An 18,882-nucleotide genomic window follows, 5' to 3' on the forward strand; every position below is an offset into this window, starting at 1 on the left:
GATGACCGTCACGGGCCACCCCCGTCCGGCGCCCGCCGAAAGGCGATCCAGCTCACATCGCGGTGACTTTCCGTAACGATCGATGGCGCCGACGACGGGCCCGGCCCTGACGCTCGGACTCCCTGATCGAGGCCACGCCCTCCGGGCCCCGGGCGCCGGCGTCCGCACACCGTCGCTGCTGCGCCCCGACCGGATCGGCAGGCGCCCAGGGGTGCGGCCGGGTGCGGAGCCGAGCGCTCCGCGCGGTCGCCGAAAGGAACCCCGGGGCGGCGGGTGGGGCGCCGCGTGGGCGCGGGGGCGCCGGGCGGAGCCCTCGGCTCAGACGACCAGGACCCGGCGCCCCCGGGTGTGGCCGGCCCGGCTGTCGGCGTGCGCCGCCGCGGCCTCGGTGAGCGGGTACGACTTCTCGACGGGGATGTGGAGCCCGCCGCGGGAGATGAGGTCGACGGCCTCGGCGAGCGCGTCCGGCACGCTCCCGGCCACGCCGGAGAACCGGACGCCCAGCTGCGGTGCGGTGAGGTCGGCGATGGAGACGACCTTGCGCGGATCCCCGGTCAGCTCGACGAGCTCGCGGATCACGCCCGAGCCGGCCAGGTCGAGGGCCGCGTCGGCCCGGCCGAGTCGCCGCACCCGCCCGGCCCAGCCCGGGCCGTAGGTCGTGGCGAGGGCGCCCAGGCTGCGCAGGTAGTCCTGGTTCGCGGCCCCGGCCGTGCCGATCACCGTGATGCCGCGGTCGCGGGCGATCTGCAGCACCGCCGACCCGACTCCGCCGGACGCGCCGCTGACCAGCAGCGTCTGCCCCGGCTGCACGCCGACCTCGCGGATGATGCGCAGCGCGGTCTCCACCACGGAGGGGTATCCGGCCGCCTCCTCGAAGGTCAGGCCCTCGGGCATGCGGGCCCAGGCCGACAGCACGGCGAGTTCGGCGTACGTGTCGGTGCCTTCGCCGAACACGCGGTCGCCGACCTCGACCCCCTCGACGCCCTCGCCGACCTCGTCCACCACCCCGGCGGCGTCCAGCCCCACTCCGGAGGGCAGCTCGACCGGATGGGCTCCCAGGACCTGGCCCTCCCGGAGCCGCCAGTCGACGGGGTTCACGCCCGCCGCCCGTACGGCGATGCGTATCCGGCCGGGGCCCGCGTGGGGCTCCTCGGCTTCCACCAGGTGCAGGACCTCGGGACCGCCGAACTCGGCGAAGCTCACTTTCCTCATGCGGCCGAAGATAACAACAACCGTTAGTGTTTCACAACGGTTATGGATCCGTACCTGATAGTGTCCGGGCATGACCGAGCCGCCCGGACGCCGGGAACGCAAGAAGGCCGCGACCCGTCAGAAGATCGCCGACACCGCGCTGCGGCTCTTCCTGGAGCGCGGATACGACGCCGTGGGCATCCGGGACGTGGCGGCCGAGGCCGACGTCGCCGTCACCACGGTCTTCTCCCACTTCGCCTCGAAAGAAGCCCTGGTGTTCGAGCGCGACCACGACTTCGAGCAGCGCCTCACGCGGGCGGTCACCGACCGGCAACCGCACGAGCCGCTCATCCCGGCGCTGCGCCGTCAGGTCCAGGCCCTGGTGCGGCACTGCACGGCGGAGGGCAGCGCCCCCGTCCGGCGCATGATCGAGGGATCGCCCGCCCTGCGGGAGTACGAGGAGTCGATGAGCCTGCGTCACGCGCAGGCGCTGGCAGCGGCGCTGGCCGCCGACCCCCACCTGTCCCGAAGCGCGACGGCCTGCCGGGCGACCGCCCGGTTCGCCATCGACGCCTACGCGCTGGCCTGCAAGGCGGACGATCCCGACGCCACGGTGGACGAGGTCTTCCGGATGATCGAGGCGGCCTGGGAAGCCACCGCGCCCTGAGGGCTGGTGCGCGGCGGGTGGACGGCACGACCGCCGCGACCGACGGCTCACGGACCCGCACCGGCCGGCGCTGCCGGACGCCCCGGTGCCTCCGGGAGGCGGCGCACCGCGGCCGACGGGCACCCCGCACCCCGGTCGGCGGGCACCCCGCACCCCGGTCGACGGGCGTCCACGCCTCGGTCGGACCGGCCGGAGGGCTTGATCACGAAGGGCGGTCCGGGCCAGGATCTCCTCCGGTTGGATCACAACGGGGGGAGCCGTGATGTCCGAGGACCGGTCGGTCAGTCGTGGGCTGAGACAGCGACACATCGCCATGATCGCGCTGGGCGGTGCGATCGGAGCCGGGCTGTTCGTCGGCTCCGGCGTCGGCATCGCCGCGGCGGGGCCCGGGATCGTGGTGTCGTACGTGGTGGCCGGGGTGCTCACGGTGCTGGTCATGCGGATGCTCGGCGAGATGTCCGCCGCCCGCCCCGGCTCCGGGTCGTTCGCCGCGCACGCCACCCGCGCTTGGGGGCCGTGGGCCGGGCTGCTGGCCGGCTGGATGTACTGGGCGCTGCTGGTGGTGAGCGTGGCCGCGGAGGCGATCGGGGCGTCCCGGATCGTGGCGGGCTGGCTGCCCCAGGTGCCGGCCTGGGTGTGGGTGGCGGCGTTCATGGCGCTGTTCACCGCGACGAACCTGGCGGGCGTGCGGCACTTCGGCGAGCTGGAGTTCTGGTTCGCCGGGGTGAAGGCGGCCTCGATCTGCGCGTTCATCCTGCTCGGCGCCGCCGCCGTGCTCACCGGCCGGACACCGGCCGCGGAGAATCTGACCACGCACGGCGGGCTGCTCCCGCACGGCTGGCACGGGGTCGCGGTGGGCACCATCGCGGCGGTGTTCGCGTACGGCGGGCTGGAGACGGTGACCATCGCCGCCGCCGAGTGCGAGGACCCGGTGGCCGCGGTGCGCCGGGCGGTGCGCACGGTGCTGTGGCGGGTGGCGCTGTTCTACGTCGGCTCGATGGCGGTGATCGTCGCCGTGGTGCCGTGGGACGACCCCGCGGTCGCCGGCGGCCCGTACGCGGCGGCGATCGGCCGGATCGGGGTGCCGGGCGCGGCGCAGCTGATGAACGCCGTCGTGCTGGTGGCCCTGCTGTCCGCGATGAACGCCAACATCTACGGCTCCTCGCGGATGCTGCACGCCCTCGCCGCCCGCGGCGACGCCCCGCGCCTGCTGACCCGCCGCGGCCGGCCGACCGACCGCGGCCACGGCGGCCCGAACGGTGTGGACGGCGCGAACGGCGCGAACGGCGCCAACGGTGTGGACGGCGCCTCCGCTGCCCCGACCGGCACCGGCCGTGCCGTGCTCGCCTCGGCCGCGTTCGGCTTCGCGTCGGTGGTGCTCAGCCTGGTGTGGCCGCGGACCGTCTTCCCGTTCCTGCTGAACTCGATCGGGACGGCGATCCTGGTGGTCTGGATCCTGATCGCCGCCTCCCACCTGCGGCTGCACGGCCGGCGGCAGCGCGCGCACGGGCCGGAGCGGCAGCCCGGGCCGCAGCGGGAGCGCGGGCCGCAGCAGGCGCCCCCGATGTGGGGCTTCCCGTACCTGGGCTACCTGGCGCTGGCGGCGATGGCCGGGGTGCTGGTGTTCATGCTGGCGGACCCGGGCAGCCGCAGCCAGGTGCTCTGCACCGGCGCGTGGACGGCGGCGCTGCTGCTGGTGGCGGGGCTGCGGCGGCGCCGTCGCGGGCCGGACGCCGATCCGGCCGCGGCACCGACCGCTCCGACGGCCGCGACGCCGACCGCTCCGACGGCCGCGACGGCGTCGGCGGCTGCTGCTGCGGCCGTGACGGCTGCGCCGGACGCCGGGTTCGCCGCCGCCGCGGTCACTGCTGCCGCGCGTACCGCGCCAGGAACAGGTCGACCCCGGAGCTGATCATCCGGCGCATTCCGGCCTCGTCCAGTTCGGCCTCCGGGCGGAACGTCCGCACCAGCTGCGGTACGCCCACCGTGCAGGCGACCAGCTGCTGCACGGCCAGCGCCGGGTCCTCCACGGCGAGCACGCCGCGGCGGTCCAGTTCGGCGAAGGCCTCGATCAGCGGGCCGTTGTTCATGTCGTAGCTGACCCGGTACCAGAGCTGGCCGAGCTGCGGGAAGCGGTCGATCTCGCCGATCACCAGCCGGCGCAGCGACATGATGTCGGGTCGCAGCAGGATGCGGGTCCAGTCGAGGGTGAGCGTGATCAGCGCGGAGCGCAGGTCGTCGGCCTCGGCGATGGTGGAGTTCCACGGCTTGAGGTCCTCGTAGGTGGTGGGCAGGACGCCTCCGATCACCGCGAGGAAGAGCCGTTCCTTGTTCCCGAAGTGCTTGTAGATGGTGGCCTTGGAGACGCCGGAGCGCGCCGTGATGGCGTCCATCGAGGCGGCGGAGTAGCCCTCCTTCAGGAACTCGACCAGGGCCGCGTCGATGATCGCCTGCCGCTTGCGCTGGGCGGCGTCGACCGGGCTCGGGATGATCGGGATGCCGAACTCGTCGATCGGCCCGGGGTTGTCGGCGGCCATCGGGGTTCTCCTCGGAGTGTTCGGGGGGAGACGGTACGGGCCAGTATAGGGAACTGAACGGTTCGGTCAGCGCCGCCTGGCGCCGGGCACGCGAGCGTGCCGGACACCCCGGCGACGCTCTGCGATGCGCCCGGTCGGTGCGCCGGGGGGCGGTGCGCCGGCGGGGCGGTGCGCCGGCGGGTCAGCGCGCCAGCGAGGCGAGATGCGGGCCCAGCCCGGCGATCCGCGCGCCGGACGTCGCCAGGAGCGGGGCGAGCGCCGCCAGCTGGGGGCCGAGCGCCGCGCCGAGCAGGAACACCAGGTTGAACAGCCCGATCGCCTCCGGCCGCCGCGGCGGCGCCACGGCCTCGGCGGCGGCGCCGGTCAGGACGCCCTGGCCGCCCGCGTTGACGCAGGCGCTGGCCCCGGCGCCCAGCAGCACCAGCGGGGCCCAGGGGGCGAACGCGGCGAGCGCGAGCGCGGCGAAGGAGACGCCGAGCAGCAGGCCGGCGGTCCGCCGCAGGCCCAGCCGGGGCGCGGCGCGCACCAGCGACCAGGAGAGCAGCGCCCCGGTCAGGGTGGCGAGCGAGCCGACGGCGCCGGTCTGGACGGTGCTCCAGCCGGTCAGCGCGACGGCCCGCCGCGGCGCGCCGTACACCAGGCCGAAGTTGACGGTCGCCAGGACCAGCATCACCGCCGCGACGGCCCGGAAGCGCGGCACTGCCAGGGCGTCCAGGCCGAGGAACGAGCGGCGTGCCGCCTCCCCGTCCGCGCCGGCCTCCCCGTCCGCGCCGGCCTCAGCATCCGCATTCGCGCCCGGCGCCGGCTCCGGTCCGGCGCATCCGCGCAGTGCGACCGGCAGCACCGCCAGGGTCAGCACCGGCAGCACCAGGCAGGCACGCCAGCCCAGGCCGGCCGCCACCGCCGCGCCGATGAACAGCCCGGCGGTGCCGCCCGCCGCGCTGCCGATCGCGACGACCCCGGAGGCGCGTCCGTCCGGTTGGCGCGCGGCCAGCTGGAAGGCGGCCACGTTGAACCCGGCCGCACCGACGGCCAGCAGGGCGCGCCCGGCGACCAGCGGGCCGAGGGCCGTCCCGGCGGCGAGCGTGACCAGCACGCCGAGCAGCAGCGCCCCCGCGGAGGCGAGCAGCAGCGCCCGCGGGCCGCGCCGCCCGGCGGTGCCGGTGAGCAGCGGGGTGCCGAGCATCATGCCGAGCCCGTAGCCGCTCATCAGCCAGGCGGCGGAGTCGAGGCCGGTGTGCAGCTCCCGCGCGATGGCGGGCAGGACGAGGCTCGGACTGGAGAGCCCGGCCGCCCCGGGTGCGGCGACCGCCGCGAGCAGCAGGCCGGTGCGGAGCGACCCCCGTACGCCCCGGCCGGCGCTGTCGGCCGACGGCTCCGCCGGGTGCGCGCCCGCCCCGGCCGCCGGGTTCAGCACTCCCGGGCTCATTCCGGGATCCTCCCGAACTTTCCGTTCGAGAAGTCGAGTTGGGCCTGCCGGAGTTCGGCCGCGGTGTTCATCACGAACGGGCCGCCGCGGGCCACCGGCTCGCCGATCGGCTCGCCGGCCAGGACCAGCACCTCGGCCGGGCCGTCCGGCGCGGCGACGGCGATCCGCTCGCCGTCGTGCGCCAGCACCGCGAGCCGGCCGTCCGCCAGCGCCGCGTCGGGCAGTTCGACGGCGCCGGAGAGCACGTAGACGGCGGCGTTGTGGCCGACCGGCACGGTGAACTCGGCCCGCCCGCCGGCGGCCAGCACGGCGTGGGCGAGCAGGACCGGCACGTGCGTCTCGAAGGGTCCGGCCACGCCGTGGCTGCGGCCCGCGATCACCTTGATCCGGCTGCCGTCCTCGGTGTGCACCACCGGGATGGTGTCGGGCCCCTGGTTCTGGCTGCGGGCCGGGAGGTCCTTCAGCCGGGCGGGCAGGTTCACCCAGATCTGGAGCATGTGCTGGCGGCCGCCGTGGGCGAGCAGTTCGGCGGTCGGCTCGTTGGAGTGGACGATGCCGGCGCCGGCGGTGAGCCACTCGACCTCGCCGGCGACGCTGGTGCCGCGCCGGCCGGTGGAGTCGGCCCAGTCCATCGAGCCCTCGATGAGGTAGGAGACGGCCTCGAAGCCGCGGTGCGGGTGGGCGGGGGCGCCCTTGGCCTCGCCGGGGGCGAGCAGCAGCGGACCGGTCTGGTCGACCATCAGGAACGGGTCGAGCATCGGGAGTTCGGCCACCGGGAACGGGCGGCGGACGGGGAAGCCGGCGCCCTCGAAGGTGTGCACGGGATCGATGACGGTGGTGGTCGAGCGGAGGGCGGCGGCCTGGGCCGCGGCGAGCTGGGTCGTCGTCATGCCGAGAACTGAACTACACGATTCAGTTCAGAGTCAAGACTGAACCGTCTCGTTGACGCATTGAACTGAACCGTTTAGGTTCTTGGGGGTACTCCCGAGGCCGAGGTCACGGACGGCGAGCCCCGCGGGCCTGCCGGGGGAGGAGGCAGGGCCGCGGGGCTCGTGCGGACGGTCACGGGCTCACCGGGCGCTCGCCGGCAACTGCTCGGCTTCCTCGGGCAGCACGCTCGGGCCCGTCCGCAGGGCCCAGCTCGTGGTCGGTACGGCCGCGAGGCCGGCGGCGAGGATCAGGGCGCCGAGCAGGACCCATCCGGCGAAGCCGACGTCGAGGCAGAGCAGCGTCGCCAAGGACTGCGAGACCACCCGCCCCACTCCCGATCCCATCGAGAACACGCCCTGGTAGCGGCCCTGCGACTCGGCCGGGGCCAGGGCGAAGCTCAGCTCGAAGCTCGCCGCGGAGTACCGGATCTCGCCGAAGGTGTGGACCACCATGGCGAGCAGGACCGTGCCGTGGCGTGCGGCTGGCTGGCTGACCGACCGCACGTCGAGAGCGCCTGGTCAACGCCAATGGCCGAGAAAGTAATGGTTCTTGATGGCATATCGGGCCGAAATCGGGGGAGGAAGCCGGCACCGGTCCGCCGCCGGTGCCGGAATGCGCCCCGTGTGCGGGACTACATTCGGCCGGTCGAATTCGCGAGAATCCACTCGGCGCGGGCGAGGCTCGCGGCGCGCACCCGGGGGGCGGCGTCGCTGACCGCCAGGCCCCATGCGGCCACCGCGAGGGTGCGTGCCGTGACGAGCAGGTCCAGCAGCGGATCCCGGGGGTCGGCTCCGTAGGCGCGCACCGCCGCGTCGGCCCAGTCGGCGCCGTAGCCGCGTTCGCCGGTGCCGAGCGCGCGGGCCCGGGCGGCGAGGCAGGCGAGGTCCCACAGCGGCGGGCCGGACGCCACGTCCTCGAAGTCCGTCCAGACCAGCCCGCGCGGAGTCGACATGATGTTGGCCGCGTGGGCGTCGCCGTGCAGCGGTTGGGAGGCGAAGGAGGCGTCGGTGATGGCCGCGCGGACCTCGTCGTAGCGGTCGGAGAGCCGTCGGAGCTGACCGTCCGTCAGGCCGCACCCGGCGGTCAGCCCGCGCAGCCAGCCGCGTCCCTCCTCGACCAGGCCGAGCACCGGCAGCGGCACCGGCAGGTCGCGGAGGTTGGCGTGCAGCCGGCGCAGGGACCGGCCCACCTCGCCGGGGTCGAGCGTCGCCGCCGGATCCGGGTGCTCGAGTGCCGCGAAGGTGAGGACGAGTCCGTCCCGGTGGTGCGGTCCGGGCGGCAGCGGCGGGGGGCAGGGACGCGTCGCATCGCGGCCGTCCAGGTGCGCGAGGACGGCGACGTCGCGTGCGAGCCACTGCCCGGTCCCGTCGCGCAGGGCGGCCATCAGCCCGCCGACACGGGCGACGACGGGCAGCGGGTCGAGCCGCACGAGGACGTTGCTGGCGTCACGCAGCACGACGGGCCGCGTGACGCCGAGGCCGTGCTCGGCCGCGACGGCCACTGCCGCGCGGGTGGCCCGGTCGGCCTGGTTCTCGGTCACCGGTTGATCCTCTCGTTCGGCGCGGGGCCGTTGGGACGCGTGTCGGGGCGGTCCGCCCCGACCCTCCACCCTGTCACGGCAGCCGGGGCGGACGGCCCCGGGCCGGGCCGGGGGACGGGCACCTGCCGTCGCAGCGGTCTCACACCCAAATGGAAACGCGTCCCAATACGCAGGTCAGCGCCGTGGGACGCACCCCGGAGGCCGATGTGACGTCTGGGCACCTCCCGGACGGACGGCGCAGTGAGGCACAGTTCTGCCACCACTCAGTGATCACCAGCCGACACCCGAGACCGCTCCCTGGGAGGGACACTCCGTGAGCCTCAACTCCCGTACCGCCAAAGCCGCCACCGCCACCGACGTCGCCGGCGCCGCCCTCCTCACCCTGGTCGGGCCCGCCGCCGCCGGCCCCGGCGCCCCGGCCCTCGGCGACGGCTACGACGCCTACTGCCGGCAGTACATCGCCACCACCTACGGCCCCTGATCACCCCTCACCCCGGGAGCGGGACATGACCACGAAGACCCTCGGCCGCGCCATGGTGGCCATGGCCGTGTGCGGCGCCGCGCTGCTGGGCCCGGCGGGCTCCGCCGGCGCGTCCGACACCGCCGGCTACATCGGCGACAACCAGCCCGACAACCCCCACGGCGTCTGGTGCGTCCAGCACCTGATCAACGACGTCGCCCGGCAGAACAACCGGGCGACCGTCGACGAGGACAGCACCTGGGGCCCGCGGACCAAGGACCAGGTCCTGTGGTTCCAGAACTTCGTCCACGTGCAGCCGGACGGCATCGTCGGCCCCTTCACCGGCGACAACATCCTCTACCGCGGTGACAAGACCTACGGCGGGACGACCGGCTACTGCTTCGCCTACGTGCCCAGCGACTCGGGACTGTTCGAGTAGCACCCGCACGTCGAGCGCATCGAGCACGTCGAGCACACGCCGAGCGCATCGAGCACGTCGAGCACGTCGAGCACACGCCGAGCGCATCGAGCGCGCATCGAGCACGTCGAGCGCCAGGGGCAGGGCGAAGCACCGTCCTCTCCCGTCCCCCTGGCGAATCATCACGGATCCGGAGACCCTCCTGTGAACACCCTCTTCCCCGCCCGACGCCGGTTGTCGCTGGGCCTGGCCCTGGCCGCCGTGCTGACCGGCGTCGGCGCGTACACCGCCGCGGCCGCGGCCGCCGCGACCGCGCCGACCCCGGTACCCCTCACCTCCGCGGCCTGCCCGGCCGTCCTCCAGCAGGGCGAGGCCGACGGCTGCGTCACCCAGCTCCAACTGGAGCTCAACCGCACCGGCGCGACCCTCACCGTGGACGGGCAGTTCGGGCCCGCCACCGGCACCGCCGTGCGCACCTTCCAGGCCTCGCACGCGCTGAGCGTCGACGGCATCGTCGGCCCGGCCACCAAGTCGGCGCTCGACGCGGCCGCGGCCTCCGGCACCGGCACCGGCACCGGCACCGTGGACCTGCGCACCCAGTGCGGCACCCTGCAGACCGGCGCGAGCGGCCCGTGCGTCACGACCCTGCAGACCATGCTGAACACCTTCAACGCCGGGCGCCTCACCGTGGACGGGCAGTTCGGGCCCGCCACCGGCACCGCCGTGCGCAACTTCCAGGCCGCCCACGCCCTGACCATCGACGGCATCGTCGGCACCGCCGTCAAGAACGCCCTCTACGCCGACACCCCCACCCCGCTGCCCAGCGGCCCGGTCGACCCCGCCAAGGTCCTGAACGCGGCGAAGTCCTACCTGGGCGTCCCGTACGTGTGGGGCGGCGGCCACTCGCTGCGCGGCGAGGGCGCCGGCCCGTCGCTGGGCACCTGCGACGGCTACACCGGCTCCATCCAGCCCTGCCCCGCCGACACCACCGCCGGCCTGGACTGCTCCGGCCTGGTGCGGGCGGCCTTCTGGTTCGGCGCCGGCATCGACCTCGCCAACGGCGGCGACACCACCGACCAGACCCTCGACAAGCACCTCACCCCGATCACCGAGGCCCAGCGCCGGCCCGGCGACGTCGAGTACTTCGGCACGGACGCACACACCACCGTCCACGTCGTGCTCTACGCCGGCACCGACCCCGCCACCGGCACGGACATGATGTACGAGGCCAAGGAGACCGGCACCGACGTCCACTACGTTGGCCTGCGGACCGGCGGTTACTGGTACCACGTCACGGCCTGACCACCCCACGCCCGGTCGCGGGCCGGATCCGGGTCGGAACCAGGTGGGAGTTCCCGGTCGCACCCGGAACCCACCAGGTGCGCGTCTCCTGGTGGGCCGGGATCGGCAGCGCCCCGCTGGTCCTCGACGTGGAGCCCGGCATCTGCCACCTGCTGCTGGTCCGGAGCGCCGGCCTCCGGGAGGCGCGCTGGCGGTTGGGCCGTTCGATCAGTCTCACCGAGCTCTCCTCGTTCGAGGCCTGACGGACGACGCAGCCGGTCCGCGAGACCTCCTGACCACCCCGGGTGCGGACCGGACGGCCCCCCGGACAGCCCGGGCCCGGGTTCCGGCAAGGGCTGGATCCGGCCAACCTGCCTGACCAGGGCGTGTGTTGTCCGGCCGGGGGCCGCATACTGATCGGTACTGGCAGCAGCGGCCTTCGACCCGCAGACGCAGAAGGCGCCGACGCAGAAGGTGCGGAAGGCGCGCCGGCGCGAGGAATCCGCCGGTGCGGACCGTGGGCCGCTCCTCAACGATGGAGTGAGCGCGCGTGCGTGAGGAAAAGAAAGCCGACCGCGGCGGTGCCGTCGCCGAGCGGCAGCAGGCCCGCAGGCCGTCCCCGGCCGCGGCCGGAGCCGCGGCCGGCCTGCTCGGCCTCCAGGCCTCGGTGGGCAACGCGGCGGTGGTCCAGATGCTCCGCCGCGAGGGCGCGCACACCGGGCACGCGCACCGGGACGAGGAGCCCGCCGTCCAGCGCTCCGCCGTGCACCAGGTGCTGCGCGGCACCGGACGGCCCCTGGACCAGGCGTCCCGCGCGGACATGGAGGCCCGGCTGGGCGCCGACTTCAGCGACGTCCGGGTGCACACCGGCCCCGCCGCGCGGGCGTCCGCCGCCGAGATCGGCGCCCGCGCCTACACCAGCGGCAACCACGTGGTGCTCGGCGAGGGCGGCCTCGACCGGCACACCCTCGCCCATGAACTCACCCACGTCGTCCAGCAGCGCCGGGGCCCCGTCGCGGGCACGGACAACGGCAGCGGCCTGCGGGTCTCCGACCCGTCGGACCGGTTCGAACGCGAGGCGGAGGCCAACGCCACCCGGGTGCTGCGCGGCCCCGCCCCCGCCCCGCAGACGCACGAGGCCGAGGACACCGGGGCCGCGTCCGGGCCGGCCGCCGTGCAGCGCACCACCATCGGGCAGGCGATGCCGGGCCGCGTCGTCCCGGCGGAACGGATGCAGGCCTTCCAGGACCTGGCCCGGCAGGTCTGGCAGGGAGCGGACCGGGACCTGGTCCAGGAGACCTGGCGGGGATTCTTCCGGAGCCTCGGCTCGGAGCAGGCCGTCCAGGAGTTCTGCGAGCAGAACCGCACCGCCTTCCAGCCCCCGCTGCCCGACGCGCTGCCCGCCGCGGGGCAGCTGATCGACCTCGCCGTCAACTCCCTGCCGGCCAACGCGCCGTTCCCGCACCGGGACGGGGCCGACGCCCTCTACTGGTACCTGCTGGACATGGTCCTCGACCCGGCGTACGGCTTCGAGGACACCATGGACCTCGCCGCCGAGATCGGGCCCGACCTGCTGCGCCGCGACATCCTCGACCCGGTCAACTTCGCCTCCTGCTACCCGACGGCCGAGCACCTGTTCCCGATCCTGTCCGGTGTCACATCCCAGCAGGGCGAGAGCCGCGAGGCGCTCTCGCGCCGCGCGGCGAACGAGGCCGCGGCCCAGGGCCCGGGCAACGACCGGGACATCACCGAGAACGCCGCCGCCTTCCGCACCGCCGTCGCCGGGCTCACCAACGCGATCCGCTCGGCCGCGGGCCAGGGCGGCGAAGCCGTCTTCCGGATCGAGTTCGCCGGGCACGGCTTCACCCTGGTGCTACGGCGCCCCGACCCGGCCCAGCCGGCCCTGCACATCGAACTGATCGAGAGCCTCGCGCACGCCGCCTCCCTGGACTCCTCCCTCAAGCGCCCGGGCATGCCGGTGGAGGCCGTCTGCCAGGCCCTGACGCAGATGGCCGACGACGACTGGCAGGTCCGCCAGCAGGGCGCGGGTACGCTCGGCTGGAACTCCCACGCCCTGTTCCTGCACGACGCGGGCCAGCCGGGCGCCCCCGACTACCCGCGGTCCTCCTACCCCAGGCAGGCCAACGCGACCGAGGGCGAGTACTTCCCGCGGACGAAGATGAAGTGGTGGGCGAACCCCCTGCACCCCGACGGCGTGGAGAACTGGGCGGCCCAGGGCCGTGACCGCCTCGGCCGACTGGAGCAGGCAGGCCTGTGACACGCCGGGCAGGGCCCGCACGGCAGCGGGCCCTGCCCGCCGATGACACCGGAGGCGCGGCAGGGGACCGGGGTGAGGGGCATGATCGGCTTCCGTCCGGCCCCGCCCGCCCGCCGACGGCCCGGCCCGCGCCCGCCGACGGCCCGGCCCGGCCCGGTGAGGGCCCGGCCCGCGCCCGGTGAGGGGCACGTCCTGGCCGACAACGCCGCCGGCCCTCTCAAAAGGACCGGAAGACACCGGCGGGGTCGGCCCGGGCGGCCTCGACGACGTCTCCGAAGCCCAGATTGGCGATCATCAGGTTCGCGTGGATGTGGCCGATGCCGGCGGGGACGGTCCGGACCGATCCGCTGTCGGCCTCGAACTCCTCGTCGGTCTCGCACTCCTCCCTGGTGAGCACGGCCACCGCCAGCAGCGCGTGGTCGTGATCGGCCATGGTGACGCGGTCGGCCAGGTAGACGACGCCCGGTTCCCCGTCCCCGGAGAGCGCGGCGATCACGGCGTCGGCCGTTGCCCCCGCCCAGGCCGGATCATCGACGACGTGGAGGTAGGGATCGACCTCGTCATCGTCGAAGTCCCACGGCTTCGCCAACTCCGCCAGCACGGCCTGCCAAGCCTCCTCGTCGCCGAAGTCGGTTCTGATGACCAGCGCAGCGGACTCATCGCGGTCGGCAAGGGCGGGCAGCATCCTCGGGCTCCAGTCTCCACAGCGGTCTGTGTACCGCGCCCACGATGCCGGCCCCCGCCGACAGCCGGTCAAGCCCCGCTGCGCCGCGGGTCTGCCCGTCGGGTGGTGTGAGTGCCGGGGGCGGCCGTCAGGCGTCCCGGAGGTTCGGCTCCAGGAGTCGTCCGGGGACGGGTCGGTGCGGTCTGGTGCTGTCGCGTTCCGGTGCTCAGGGGGAGGGAACGAAGGTCGCGCTGCAGATGACGTTCGCGCCCGAGCAGGGATCGGAGAAGGGCCGAACGGGCGACGGGCGGAGGTTCGGCGGGGGCGCGGGCGACGGAGTCTCGGTCCCGTGGTCGAGGAAGAACGTCAGCGCGGCGCCACCGGCCACCAGCACCACCCACATGATCGCCGCACGGCGCTGCCACTGCTTCACGTCGGTCCCCTCCGCGCCCCACCCGGCCGCGCACACTGTATCCGGCCGGCAGGCAGGCAGGCAGGCAGCGACAGCGGAGCAGCGGCCCGTGCCGCCCGTCGACGGACAACTCTGCGGCCCGGGCCGTTTCCGGGCAGCTTGGCGCCCTGCCGCGCCTGCTGTCGCGGCCGGGCCGCCACCGCGGTCGCCGTTTCAGGTCGGCCGACAGGCTAGTCCACGCGACGCAGCCAGCTGGCCGCGATGTGGCCCAGGAACAGATAGACAACGGCGGGAATGCCGTAGTTGAGCAGGGTCCGCAGCCATCCCTGGGAGGGCGTGAACAGGTCGTGGGCCCACGTGGACAGCCAGTCGGCCGCCTCGTGGACCCAATGGGCCAGGTCATTGGAAGGGTTGGCGTTCAGCACGTACAGGACGACCCACAGTCCCAGGATGCCTGCGACGATGTCGGTGAGGACCACGACCGCGCGGGCCGTGTCCGCCCCTCGGTATCTGCCTTTCATGCCTGACGTGTAGCCGGTATCGGCGCGGGCAAACCGGCGAGGACATCAACCGCGTTGTACGGCAACGGAGTTGATCAAAGCGTGTCGGCTCCGAGTCGCCGTGCGTCCCGCTGCGCCCCCGGAGCGGTTGGCCGCCCGTTGGGTGTGGGCGGCTTCCGGCGGCGAGTTGCGTAGGTGGGCAAGCCGGTTCGCCCCTGCGGCCGCCGGTACGGCTGACTGCTGGTCATCCGGCTCATCCGTGTGCACCGCCAAGGACGGTGCCGGCCTCCACGCGCTGACCGGCGGCGACCACCAGGCGGTTCGCGATCTCACCCGCGACCTCACCCGCGACCTCGTACCGCCGTGGTGCGCCGGGTCGTGAGCCGGCCGGCGCGTACCCGCGCGGCCCTCGCTTGACGGGGACGCGTCCCGGGTCAAGATCCGCTCGGTCACGGGTCTGTCCCAGCGGGCGACGGCCGTGCCGGGGCAGTGGGAGAACAGTGAGAACCGGTGTGCCGCCTGGGCTCGGGGCCGTTTGGCGGGGATAAGGAGCCCGTCGTACCCGCTCCTTCGTGTAACAGCACTGTCCTGGCGTCAGGTTGGGCGGAACGGTTCCCCCGGCGGGGTTGTCCTGCTCACCAGAAACCCGGCAACTGCCACCCCGAACCCGAGGAAGAAACGATGCGCGTTCAGAAGCTGACCCTCGCCACCCTGGTCGTTGCCGCCGGTCTTTCCCTCACGGCCTGTCAGAACGACGACCTCGACAGCCCGACGGCGGCGAGCACGCCGACCGCCACCACCGCGCCCACCAAGGCCGCCCCGGGCGGTAACTCGGCGCCGGCCCCGGCGAGCCCGGCCGGCGGCGGGAAGGCCACGACCGGCGGGACCGGCTCCACCGACGCCGGCAAGGGCGGCAAGTGCCGGACCGACGACCTCACGATCACGGCCGCCGACCACACCATCGACGGCGACGCCCAGCGCACGGTCGTGGTCGAGCTGAAGAACCACAGCGGCCACGACTGCTCGATCAGCGGGTACGCCGGTGTCGACCTGAAGACCAACGCGGGCTCGATGTCGGCGCAGCGCTCCGGCGAGCCGGTCGTCCCGGGCGTCCTCAAGAACGGGAAGTCGACCTTCTTCGGCATCAGCTACCCGGCCAACAACACGGGCGGCACCGGCCTGCGCCTCACCGGCCTCGTCGTGACCCCGCCGGACGAGACCAAGTCCGTCACCCTCCAGTGGCCGGGCGCCGGCTCACTGCCCGCCACCGACACCCCCGGCAACCCGGTGAAGGTCGGCCCGATCGGCAGCGCCGGCCAGGGCGGCCAGTGACCGGCGCGCGCCGCGCCGCCCGGCCCGCCGACCCGCCGCCGGCGTGGGGAAACCTGGTCGTGGAGGGCAGGCGGTCCGGGCCAGGCGGCGGGAGCGGGGCGCCCGGCCGGTGGCGGCCGCGGCTCACCCGTCCCGGGTAATTCTCCGCCGCGTCCGGCGGCCGGTCGCGGCCGGGCGGGCCGGGGTGTGGCAGGCAGGAGGGCGGTGGGCGCCCGGCCCGCCGCCGCACGCCGATCGAACGGAGTCCCCGATGCGCCGACGCTGTGGCGTCCTGCTGACCGCCGCCCTCCTGGCCCAGCTCGCCGCCGGGCCGTCCCACGCGGCGTCGGGCGCGGCGTGGGAGCGGGAGCCGGCCGGGCAGTGCGGGGTGGTGCGCAGTGGTGACACGCCGCTCGGCGGGGCGCTGGTGACGCTGTACCAGGCCGGGGACGGCCCGGGGGCCCGGCCGCGGGTCCTGGCCACGGCGCGCAGCGCGCAGGACGGGCGGTTCGCCTTGGACTACCGGCCGCCGCAGGACCCGCGTGCCGTGCTGTACGTGCTGGCCGATCTCGCGGGCTCGCAGGCGGGTCCGGGCGACCGGCCCCGGCCGGAGGGGCCCGTGACGCTCGCGGCGGTGGTCAGCGGAGCGGAGGCGCCGCCCGAACTCGTCGTCAACGAGCGGACCACGGTCGCCGCGGCTTACGCGCTGGCCCGCTTCACGGGCCCGGAGGGTGTCGCCGGCACCTCCCCCGGGCTGCAGAACGCCGCCACCGTCGCGCACAACCTGGCCGACACCGGCACCGGCGGGATCGCCGCCCTGCTGGCCGCGCCGCCGAACGGTGCCCTCACCTCGACGATGGCCGAGTTCAACACCCTGGCCAACCTGCTCGCCGCGTGCGTCACCGGCGACGCCTGCGACCAGCTGTTCGACCTGGCCCGCAGCCCGGGGCGGGAGCGGCCGCGCACCACCTGGCAGGCCGCCGTGGACATCGCCCACGACCCCGGCCACAACGCAGCCGCCCTGTTCGCGCTCGCCGACACCACCCGCCGCTACCGGCCCGCGCTGCCGGCCGCCCCCGACGCCTGGACGGTGGCCCTGCGCTACGAGGGCAACGGCCATGAGCTGGACGGCCCCGGCAACCTCGCCTTCGACGCCGACGGCAACGCCTGGGTGACCAACAACTACCGGTACGGCGCCGACCCGACCGTGCCGGTCTGCGGCGGCCGTAGCGTGCTCAAATTCACCCCGGCCGGCCGCGACGCCCCGGGAGCGCCCTACCGCGGCGGCGGCGTGTACGGTGCCGGATTCGGCATCACCGTCGATGCCGGAGGCAGCGCTTGGGTGGGCAACTTCGGCTTCCAGGGCCGCGGTTGCCCGATCGACCCGGCCCCGTTGGAGCGCAGCGTCTCCCAGTTCGCGCCGGACGGCACCGCACTGTCCCCGGCCGAGGGCTGGCGTGGCGGCGGCATCGTGCAGCCGCAGGGCATGGCCGCCGACCGGGCCGGCACCGTGTGGGTGGCCGACTGCGGCGGGGACGCCGTGACACGGATCCCGGACGGCGACGCCACCCGCGCCCGGGAGGTCGCCACGCCCGCGCTGCACAAGCCGTTCGGTGCCGCCGTCGACCCGGCCGGCCGGCTGTGGGTCAGCGGAAACGGCAGCGACAGCGTCCAGGCCCTGGGGCCCGACGGGGCCCTCGGGCCGTCGGTCTCGGGCGGGGGCCTGCGCCGGCCCCTCGGCGTGGCCACCGACAGCCGGGGCAACGTGTGGGTGGGCAACAGCGGCGTCCTGCCGGTGCCGTGCGGCAACGACGGCACGGGCGACCCGGCGGGTGACTTCGCGGCCGCCGTCGGCAACGGGGACGACGACGCGACCGGTCCGCGGCCGGGCGCCTCGGTGACGCTGATCGGGCCCGACGGGACACCGGCGCCCGAACCGCTCACGGGCGGCGGCCTGTTCCTGCCCTGGGGCGTGGCCGTCGACGGGGACGACACGGTGTGGGTCGCCAATTTCGGGGGCCACCGCGTCGCCCGGTTGTGCGGGGTCGACCTCGCCGCCTGCCCGCCCGGTTTCCGCACCGGGCAGCCGATCTCCCCGCCCGACACCGGCTATTCGAGCGACGCCCTGGAGCGCAACACCGGCGTCCAGATCGATCCCTCGGGCAACGTCTGGCTGGTCAACAACTGGCGGACCGTCCCGGTGCAGACGAACCCGGGCGGGCACGAGCTGGTGGTGCTGGTGGGCGCGGCGGCGCCGGTGGCGGCGCCGCGCCTCGGCGGGGGCGGCCACCCGTGACGCACCGAGCCCGCCCGGCCGGTCGTGTGCCGCCGGTCGTGTGCCGCCGGCCCTGACACGCCGTGCGGCGCCGGTGACGAGGTGACCGGCGCCGCCGGGCGTGCAGCGGCTGTCTTCGCGGCGGCGTCCGCCGGGCCTGCGGCTCACGCCTGCATGCCGCCGTCAACCGGGAGCACCGCCCCGGTCACATAGGAGGCGCGGTCGCTCAGGAGCCAGGCCGCAGCCTGGGCGATCTCGTCGGGGTCGGCCGCACGGCGCAGCGGGGTGCGCGCGTTGAGCTGGTCGACGACGCCGGGTGACAGGTCGTTCCATGCCCGCACCATGTCGGTCAGTGTGGTGCCGGGAGCGATGGCGTTGACGCGGATACCCTCCGGGCCGTAGGTGATGGCGGCCGACTCGGTGAGGCTGTTGACCGCCCGCTTCATCGCCCCGTAGGCGGGCAGCACGGGATTGCCCGCCAGGCTGCCGACGGACGAGTTGTTGACGATCGCCCCCGTGCCGGCGGTGGCCCTGATGGCGCTGACCTCGGCGGTCATGGCCAGCCACGCACCCCTGAGGTTCACGGCGTAGACGTGGTCGAAATCCGCCTCGGGCACGTGGTCCATCGGGGCCGGCGGCACGCTGGTCGCCGCGTTGTTGAAGGCGACGTCGAGCCGGCCGTACAGGTCGACGGCGCGGCCGACGGCGGCACGGACACTGGCTCCGTCGGCCAGGTCGCACACTGCGTACCCGGCGGTGCCGCCGGCCGCCCGGACTTCCTCGGCCACCGCCTCGAGCTGGTCCTGCGTGCGGGCCGCGAGGAACACCCGGGCGCCCTCCCGGGCGAACAGGCGCGCCGCGGCGGCGCCGATACCGCGACCGGCACCGGTGACGAAGGCGACCTTGCCGGCCAGCAGGCCCGTGGCGGCCGGGTCGGAGGTGACGGCGGTCTGTGCGTTCTCGTTCATGGCAGCGAGCCTGCGTCCGGC

The 18,882-nt window shown here is 74.9% G+C and carries 20 protein-coding genes; 10 read left to right on the forward strand and 10 right to left on the reverse strand.

Annotated elements, in window-relative coordinates:
- Positions 1 to 318 precede the first annotated feature (318 nt).
- A complete protein-coding gene (locus IF30_RS0132275; RefSeq protein WP_030245087.1) occupies positions 319 to 1,212 on the reverse strand; it encodes an NADP-dependent oxidoreductase in 894 nt (297 codons plus the stop codon).
- A 70-nt stretch (positions 1,213 to 1,282) separates the two neighbouring features.
- On the opposite strand from IF30_RS0132275, the gene IF30_RS0132280 reads away from it, so the two are divergent.
- Positions 1,283 to 1,858, forward strand: a complete 576-nt coding sequence (locus IF30_RS0132280) for a TetR/AcrR family transcriptional regulator (protein ID WP_030245089.1) — start codon at positions 1,283 to 1,285, stop codon at positions 1,856 to 1,858.
- A gap of 262 nt (positions 1,859 to 2,120) precedes the next feature.
- Positions 2,121 to 3,770 carry an amino acid permease gene (locus IF30_RS45825; RefSeq protein WP_078891877.1) on the forward strand — a complete coding sequence of 550 codons (1,650 nt, stop codon included), beginning with the start codon at positions 2,121 to 2,123 and terminating at the stop codon, positions 3,768 to 3,770.
- On the opposite strand, the gene IF30_RS0132290 is transcribed toward IF30_RS45825, so the two are convergent.
- The 5 genes from IF30_RS0132290 to IF30_RS0132310 all read right to left on the reverse strand — a co-directional run bounded on the left by IF30_RS0132290 (position 3,721) and on the right by IF30_RS0132310 (position 8,294).
- A complete protein-coding gene (locus IF30_RS0132290) occupies positions 3,721 to 4,395 on the reverse strand; it encodes a TetR/AcrR family transcriptional regulator (RefSeq protein WP_030245093.1) in 675 nt (224 codons plus the stop codon). The two genes, IF30_RS45825 and IF30_RS0132290, sit on opposite strands and share 50 nt — an antisense overlap.
- 181 nt (positions 4,396 to 4,576) lie before the next feature.
- Positions 4,577 to 5,824 carry an MFS transporter gene (locus IF30_RS0132295; protein ID WP_030245096.1) on the reverse strand — a complete coding sequence of 416 codons (1,248 nt, stop codon included), beginning with the start codon at positions 5,822 to 5,824 and terminating at the stop codon, positions 4,577 to 4,579.
- On the reverse strand, positions 5,821 to 6,714 hold the full coding sequence (locus IF30_RS0132300; protein ID WP_051711693.1) for a pirin family protein: 894 nt from the start codon (positions 6,712 to 6,714) through the stop codon (positions 5,821 to 5,823). The genes IF30_RS0132295 and IF30_RS0132300 overlap by 4 nt, the downstream gene beginning before the upstream one ends.
- A 180-nt stretch (positions 6,715 to 6,894) precedes the next feature.
- Positions 6,895 to 7,257, reverse strand: coding sequence for a hypothetical protein (locus IF30_RS0132305; protein WP_030245099.1), 363 nt, complete (start codon positions 7,255 to 7,257; stop codon positions 6,895 to 6,897).
- Positions 7,258 to 7,385: 128 nt separating this feature from the next.
- Positions 7,386 to 8,294 (reverse strand): phosphotransferase, encoded by a 909-nt coding sequence (locus IF30_RS0132310; RefSeq protein ID WP_051711694.1) that lies wholly within the window; start codon positions 8,292 to 8,294, stop codon positions 7,386 to 7,388.
- Positions 8,295 to 8,607: 313 nt separating this feature from the next.
- Between IF30_RS0132310 and IF30_RS48185 the strand changes: the two genes are divergently transcribed.
- From IF30_RS48185 to IF30_RS49830, 5 genes are all read left to right on the forward strand, one after another.
- Positions 8,608 to 8,775, forward strand: coding sequence for a hypothetical protein (locus IF30_RS48185; protein ID WP_158835637.1), 168 nt, complete (start codon positions 8,608 to 8,610; stop codon positions 8,773 to 8,775).
- 25 nt (positions 8,776 to 8,800) lie between these two features.
- A complete protein-coding gene (locus IF30_RS0132320; RefSeq protein WP_030245102.1) occupies positions 8,801 to 9,193 on the forward strand; it encodes a peptidoglycan-binding protein in 393 nt (130 codons plus the stop codon).
- A 183-nt stretch (positions 9,194 to 9,376) separates the two neighbouring features.
- Complete coding sequence (locus IF30_RS0132325) at positions 9,377 to 10,474, forward strand: peptidoglycan-binding protein (protein ID WP_030245104.1); 1,098 nt, start codon at positions 9,377 to 9,379, stop codon at positions 10,472 to 10,474.
- Between the two features lie 77 nt (positions 10,475 to 10,551).
- Entirely contained in the window at positions 10,552 to 10,716 is a 165-nt protein-coding gene (locus IF30_RS48190) for a hypothetical protein (RefSeq protein ID WP_158835640.1), read from the forward strand.
- Positions 10,717 to 11,003: 287 nt separating this feature from the next.
- The gene (locus tag IF30_RS49830) at positions 11,004 to 12,731 is read left to right on the forward strand and encodes a DUF4157 domain-containing protein (RefSeq protein WP_420791172.1); all 1,728 of its coding nucleotides are present in this window, start codon (positions 11,004 to 11,006) and stop codon (positions 12,729 to 12,731) included.
- 217 nt (positions 12,732 to 12,948) lie between these two features.
- On the opposite strand, the gene IF30_RS0132340 is transcribed toward IF30_RS49830, so the two are convergent.
- From IF30_RS0132340 to IF30_RS0132350, 3 genes are all read right to left on the reverse strand, one after another.
- Complete coding sequence (locus IF30_RS0132340) at positions 12,949 to 13,416, reverse strand: DUF6924 domain-containing protein (protein WP_051711695.1); 468 nt, start codon at positions 13,414 to 13,416, stop codon at positions 12,949 to 12,951.
- A 205-nt stretch (positions 13,417 to 13,621) separates the two neighbouring features.
- Entirely contained in the window at positions 13,622 to 13,828 is a 207-nt protein-coding gene (locus tag IF30_RS0132345) for a hypothetical protein (protein ID WP_158835643.1), read from the reverse strand.
- Positions 13,829 to 14,037: 209 nt separating this feature from the next.
- A complete protein-coding gene (locus tag IF30_RS0132350; protein ID WP_030245108.1) occupies positions 14,038 to 14,328 on the reverse strand; it encodes a hypothetical protein in 291 nt (96 codons plus the stop codon).
- A 238-nt stretch (positions 14,329 to 14,566) separates the two neighbouring features.
- Between IF30_RS0132350 and IF30_RS50420 the strand changes: the two genes are divergently transcribed.
- The 3 genes from IF30_RS50420 (at position 14,567) to IF30_RS0132365 (ending at position 17,914) form a co-directional block, all read left to right on the forward strand.
- The gene (locus IF30_RS50420) at positions 14,567 to 14,689 is read left to right on the forward strand and encodes a hypothetical protein (RefSeq protein ID WP_267884580.1); all 123 of its coding nucleotides are present in this window, start codon (positions 14,567 to 14,569) and stop codon (positions 14,687 to 14,689) included.
- A gap of 299 nt (positions 14,690 to 14,988) precedes the next feature.
- Positions 14,989 to 15,639 (forward strand): DUF4232 domain-containing protein, encoded by a 651-nt coding sequence (locus IF30_RS0132360; protein ID WP_030245111.1) that lies wholly within the window; start codon positions 14,989 to 14,991, stop codon positions 15,637 to 15,639.
- A 250-nt stretch (positions 15,640 to 15,889) separates the two neighbouring features.
- On the forward strand, positions 15,890 to 17,914 hold the full coding sequence (locus IF30_RS0132365) for an NHL repeat-containing protein (protein WP_030245112.1): 2,025 nt from the start codon (positions 15,890 to 15,892) through the stop codon (positions 17,912 to 17,914).
- 143 nt (positions 17,915 to 18,057) lie between these two features.
- On the opposite strand, the gene IF30_RS0132370 is transcribed toward IF30_RS0132365, so the two are convergent.
- Entirely contained in the window at positions 18,058 to 18,861 is an 804-nt protein-coding gene (locus IF30_RS0132370; protein ID WP_030245113.1) for an SDR family NAD(P)-dependent oxidoreductase, read from the reverse strand.
- Between the last annotated feature and the right edge of the window lie 21 nt (positions 18,862 to 18,882).

It is taken from the genome of Streptomyces sp. NRRL S-350 (assembly GCF_000719705.1).
GTDB lineage: Bacteria > Actinomycetota > Actinomycetes > Streptomycetales > Streptomycetaceae > Kitasatospora.

Excerpts from the sequence above, each read along its gene's own strand:
- IF30_RS0132275 (WP_030245087.1), bottom strand. The coding sequence starts at position 1,212 with ATGAGGAAAGTGAGCTTCGCCGAGTTCGGCGGTCCCGAGGTCCTGCAC.
- IF30_RS0132280 (WP_030245089.1), top strand. The coding sequence starts at position 1,283 with ATGACCGAGCCGCCCGGACGCCGGGAACGCAAGAAGGCCGCGACCCGT.
- IF30_RS45825 (WP_078891877.1), top strand. The coding sequence starts at position 2,121 with ATGTCCGAGGACCGGTCGGTCAGTCGTGGGCTGAGACAGCGACACATC.
- IF30_RS0132290 (WP_030245093.1), bottom strand. The coding sequence starts at position 4,395 with ATGGCCGCCGACAACCCCGGGCCGATCGACGAGTTCGGCATCCCGATC.
- IF30_RS0132295 (WP_030245096.1), bottom strand. The coding sequence starts at position 5,824 with ATGAGCCCGGGAGTGCTGAACCCGGCGGCCGGGGCGGGCGCGCACCCG.
- IF30_RS0132300 (WP_051711693.1), bottom strand. The coding sequence starts at position 6,714 with ATGACGACGACCCAGCTCGCCGCGGCCCAGGCCGCCGCCCTCCGCTCG.
- IF30_RS0132320 (WP_030245102.1), top strand. The coding sequence starts at position 8,801 with ATGACCACGAAGACCCTCGGCCGCGCCATGGTGGCCATGGCCGTGTGC.
- IF30_RS0132340 (WP_051711695.1), bottom strand. The coding sequence starts at position 13,416 with ATGCTGCCCGCCCTTGCCGACCGCGATGAGTCCGCTGCGCTGGTCATC.
- IF30_RS0132350 (WP_030245108.1), bottom strand. The coding sequence starts at position 14,328 with ATGAAAGGCAGATACCGAGGGGCGGACACGGCCCGCGCGGTCGTGGTC.
- IF30_RS0132360 (WP_030245111.1), top strand. The coding sequence starts at position 14,989 with ATGCGCGTTCAGAAGCTGACCCTCGCCACCCTGGTCGTTGCCGCCGGT.
- IF30_RS0132365 (WP_030245112.1), top strand. The coding sequence starts at position 15,890 with ATGCGCCGACGCTGTGGCGTCCTGCTGACCGCCGCCCTCCTGGCCCAG.
- IF30_RS0132370 (WP_030245113.1), bottom strand. The coding sequence starts at position 18,861 with ATGAACGAGAACGCACAGACCGCCGTCACCTCCGACCCGGCCGCCACG.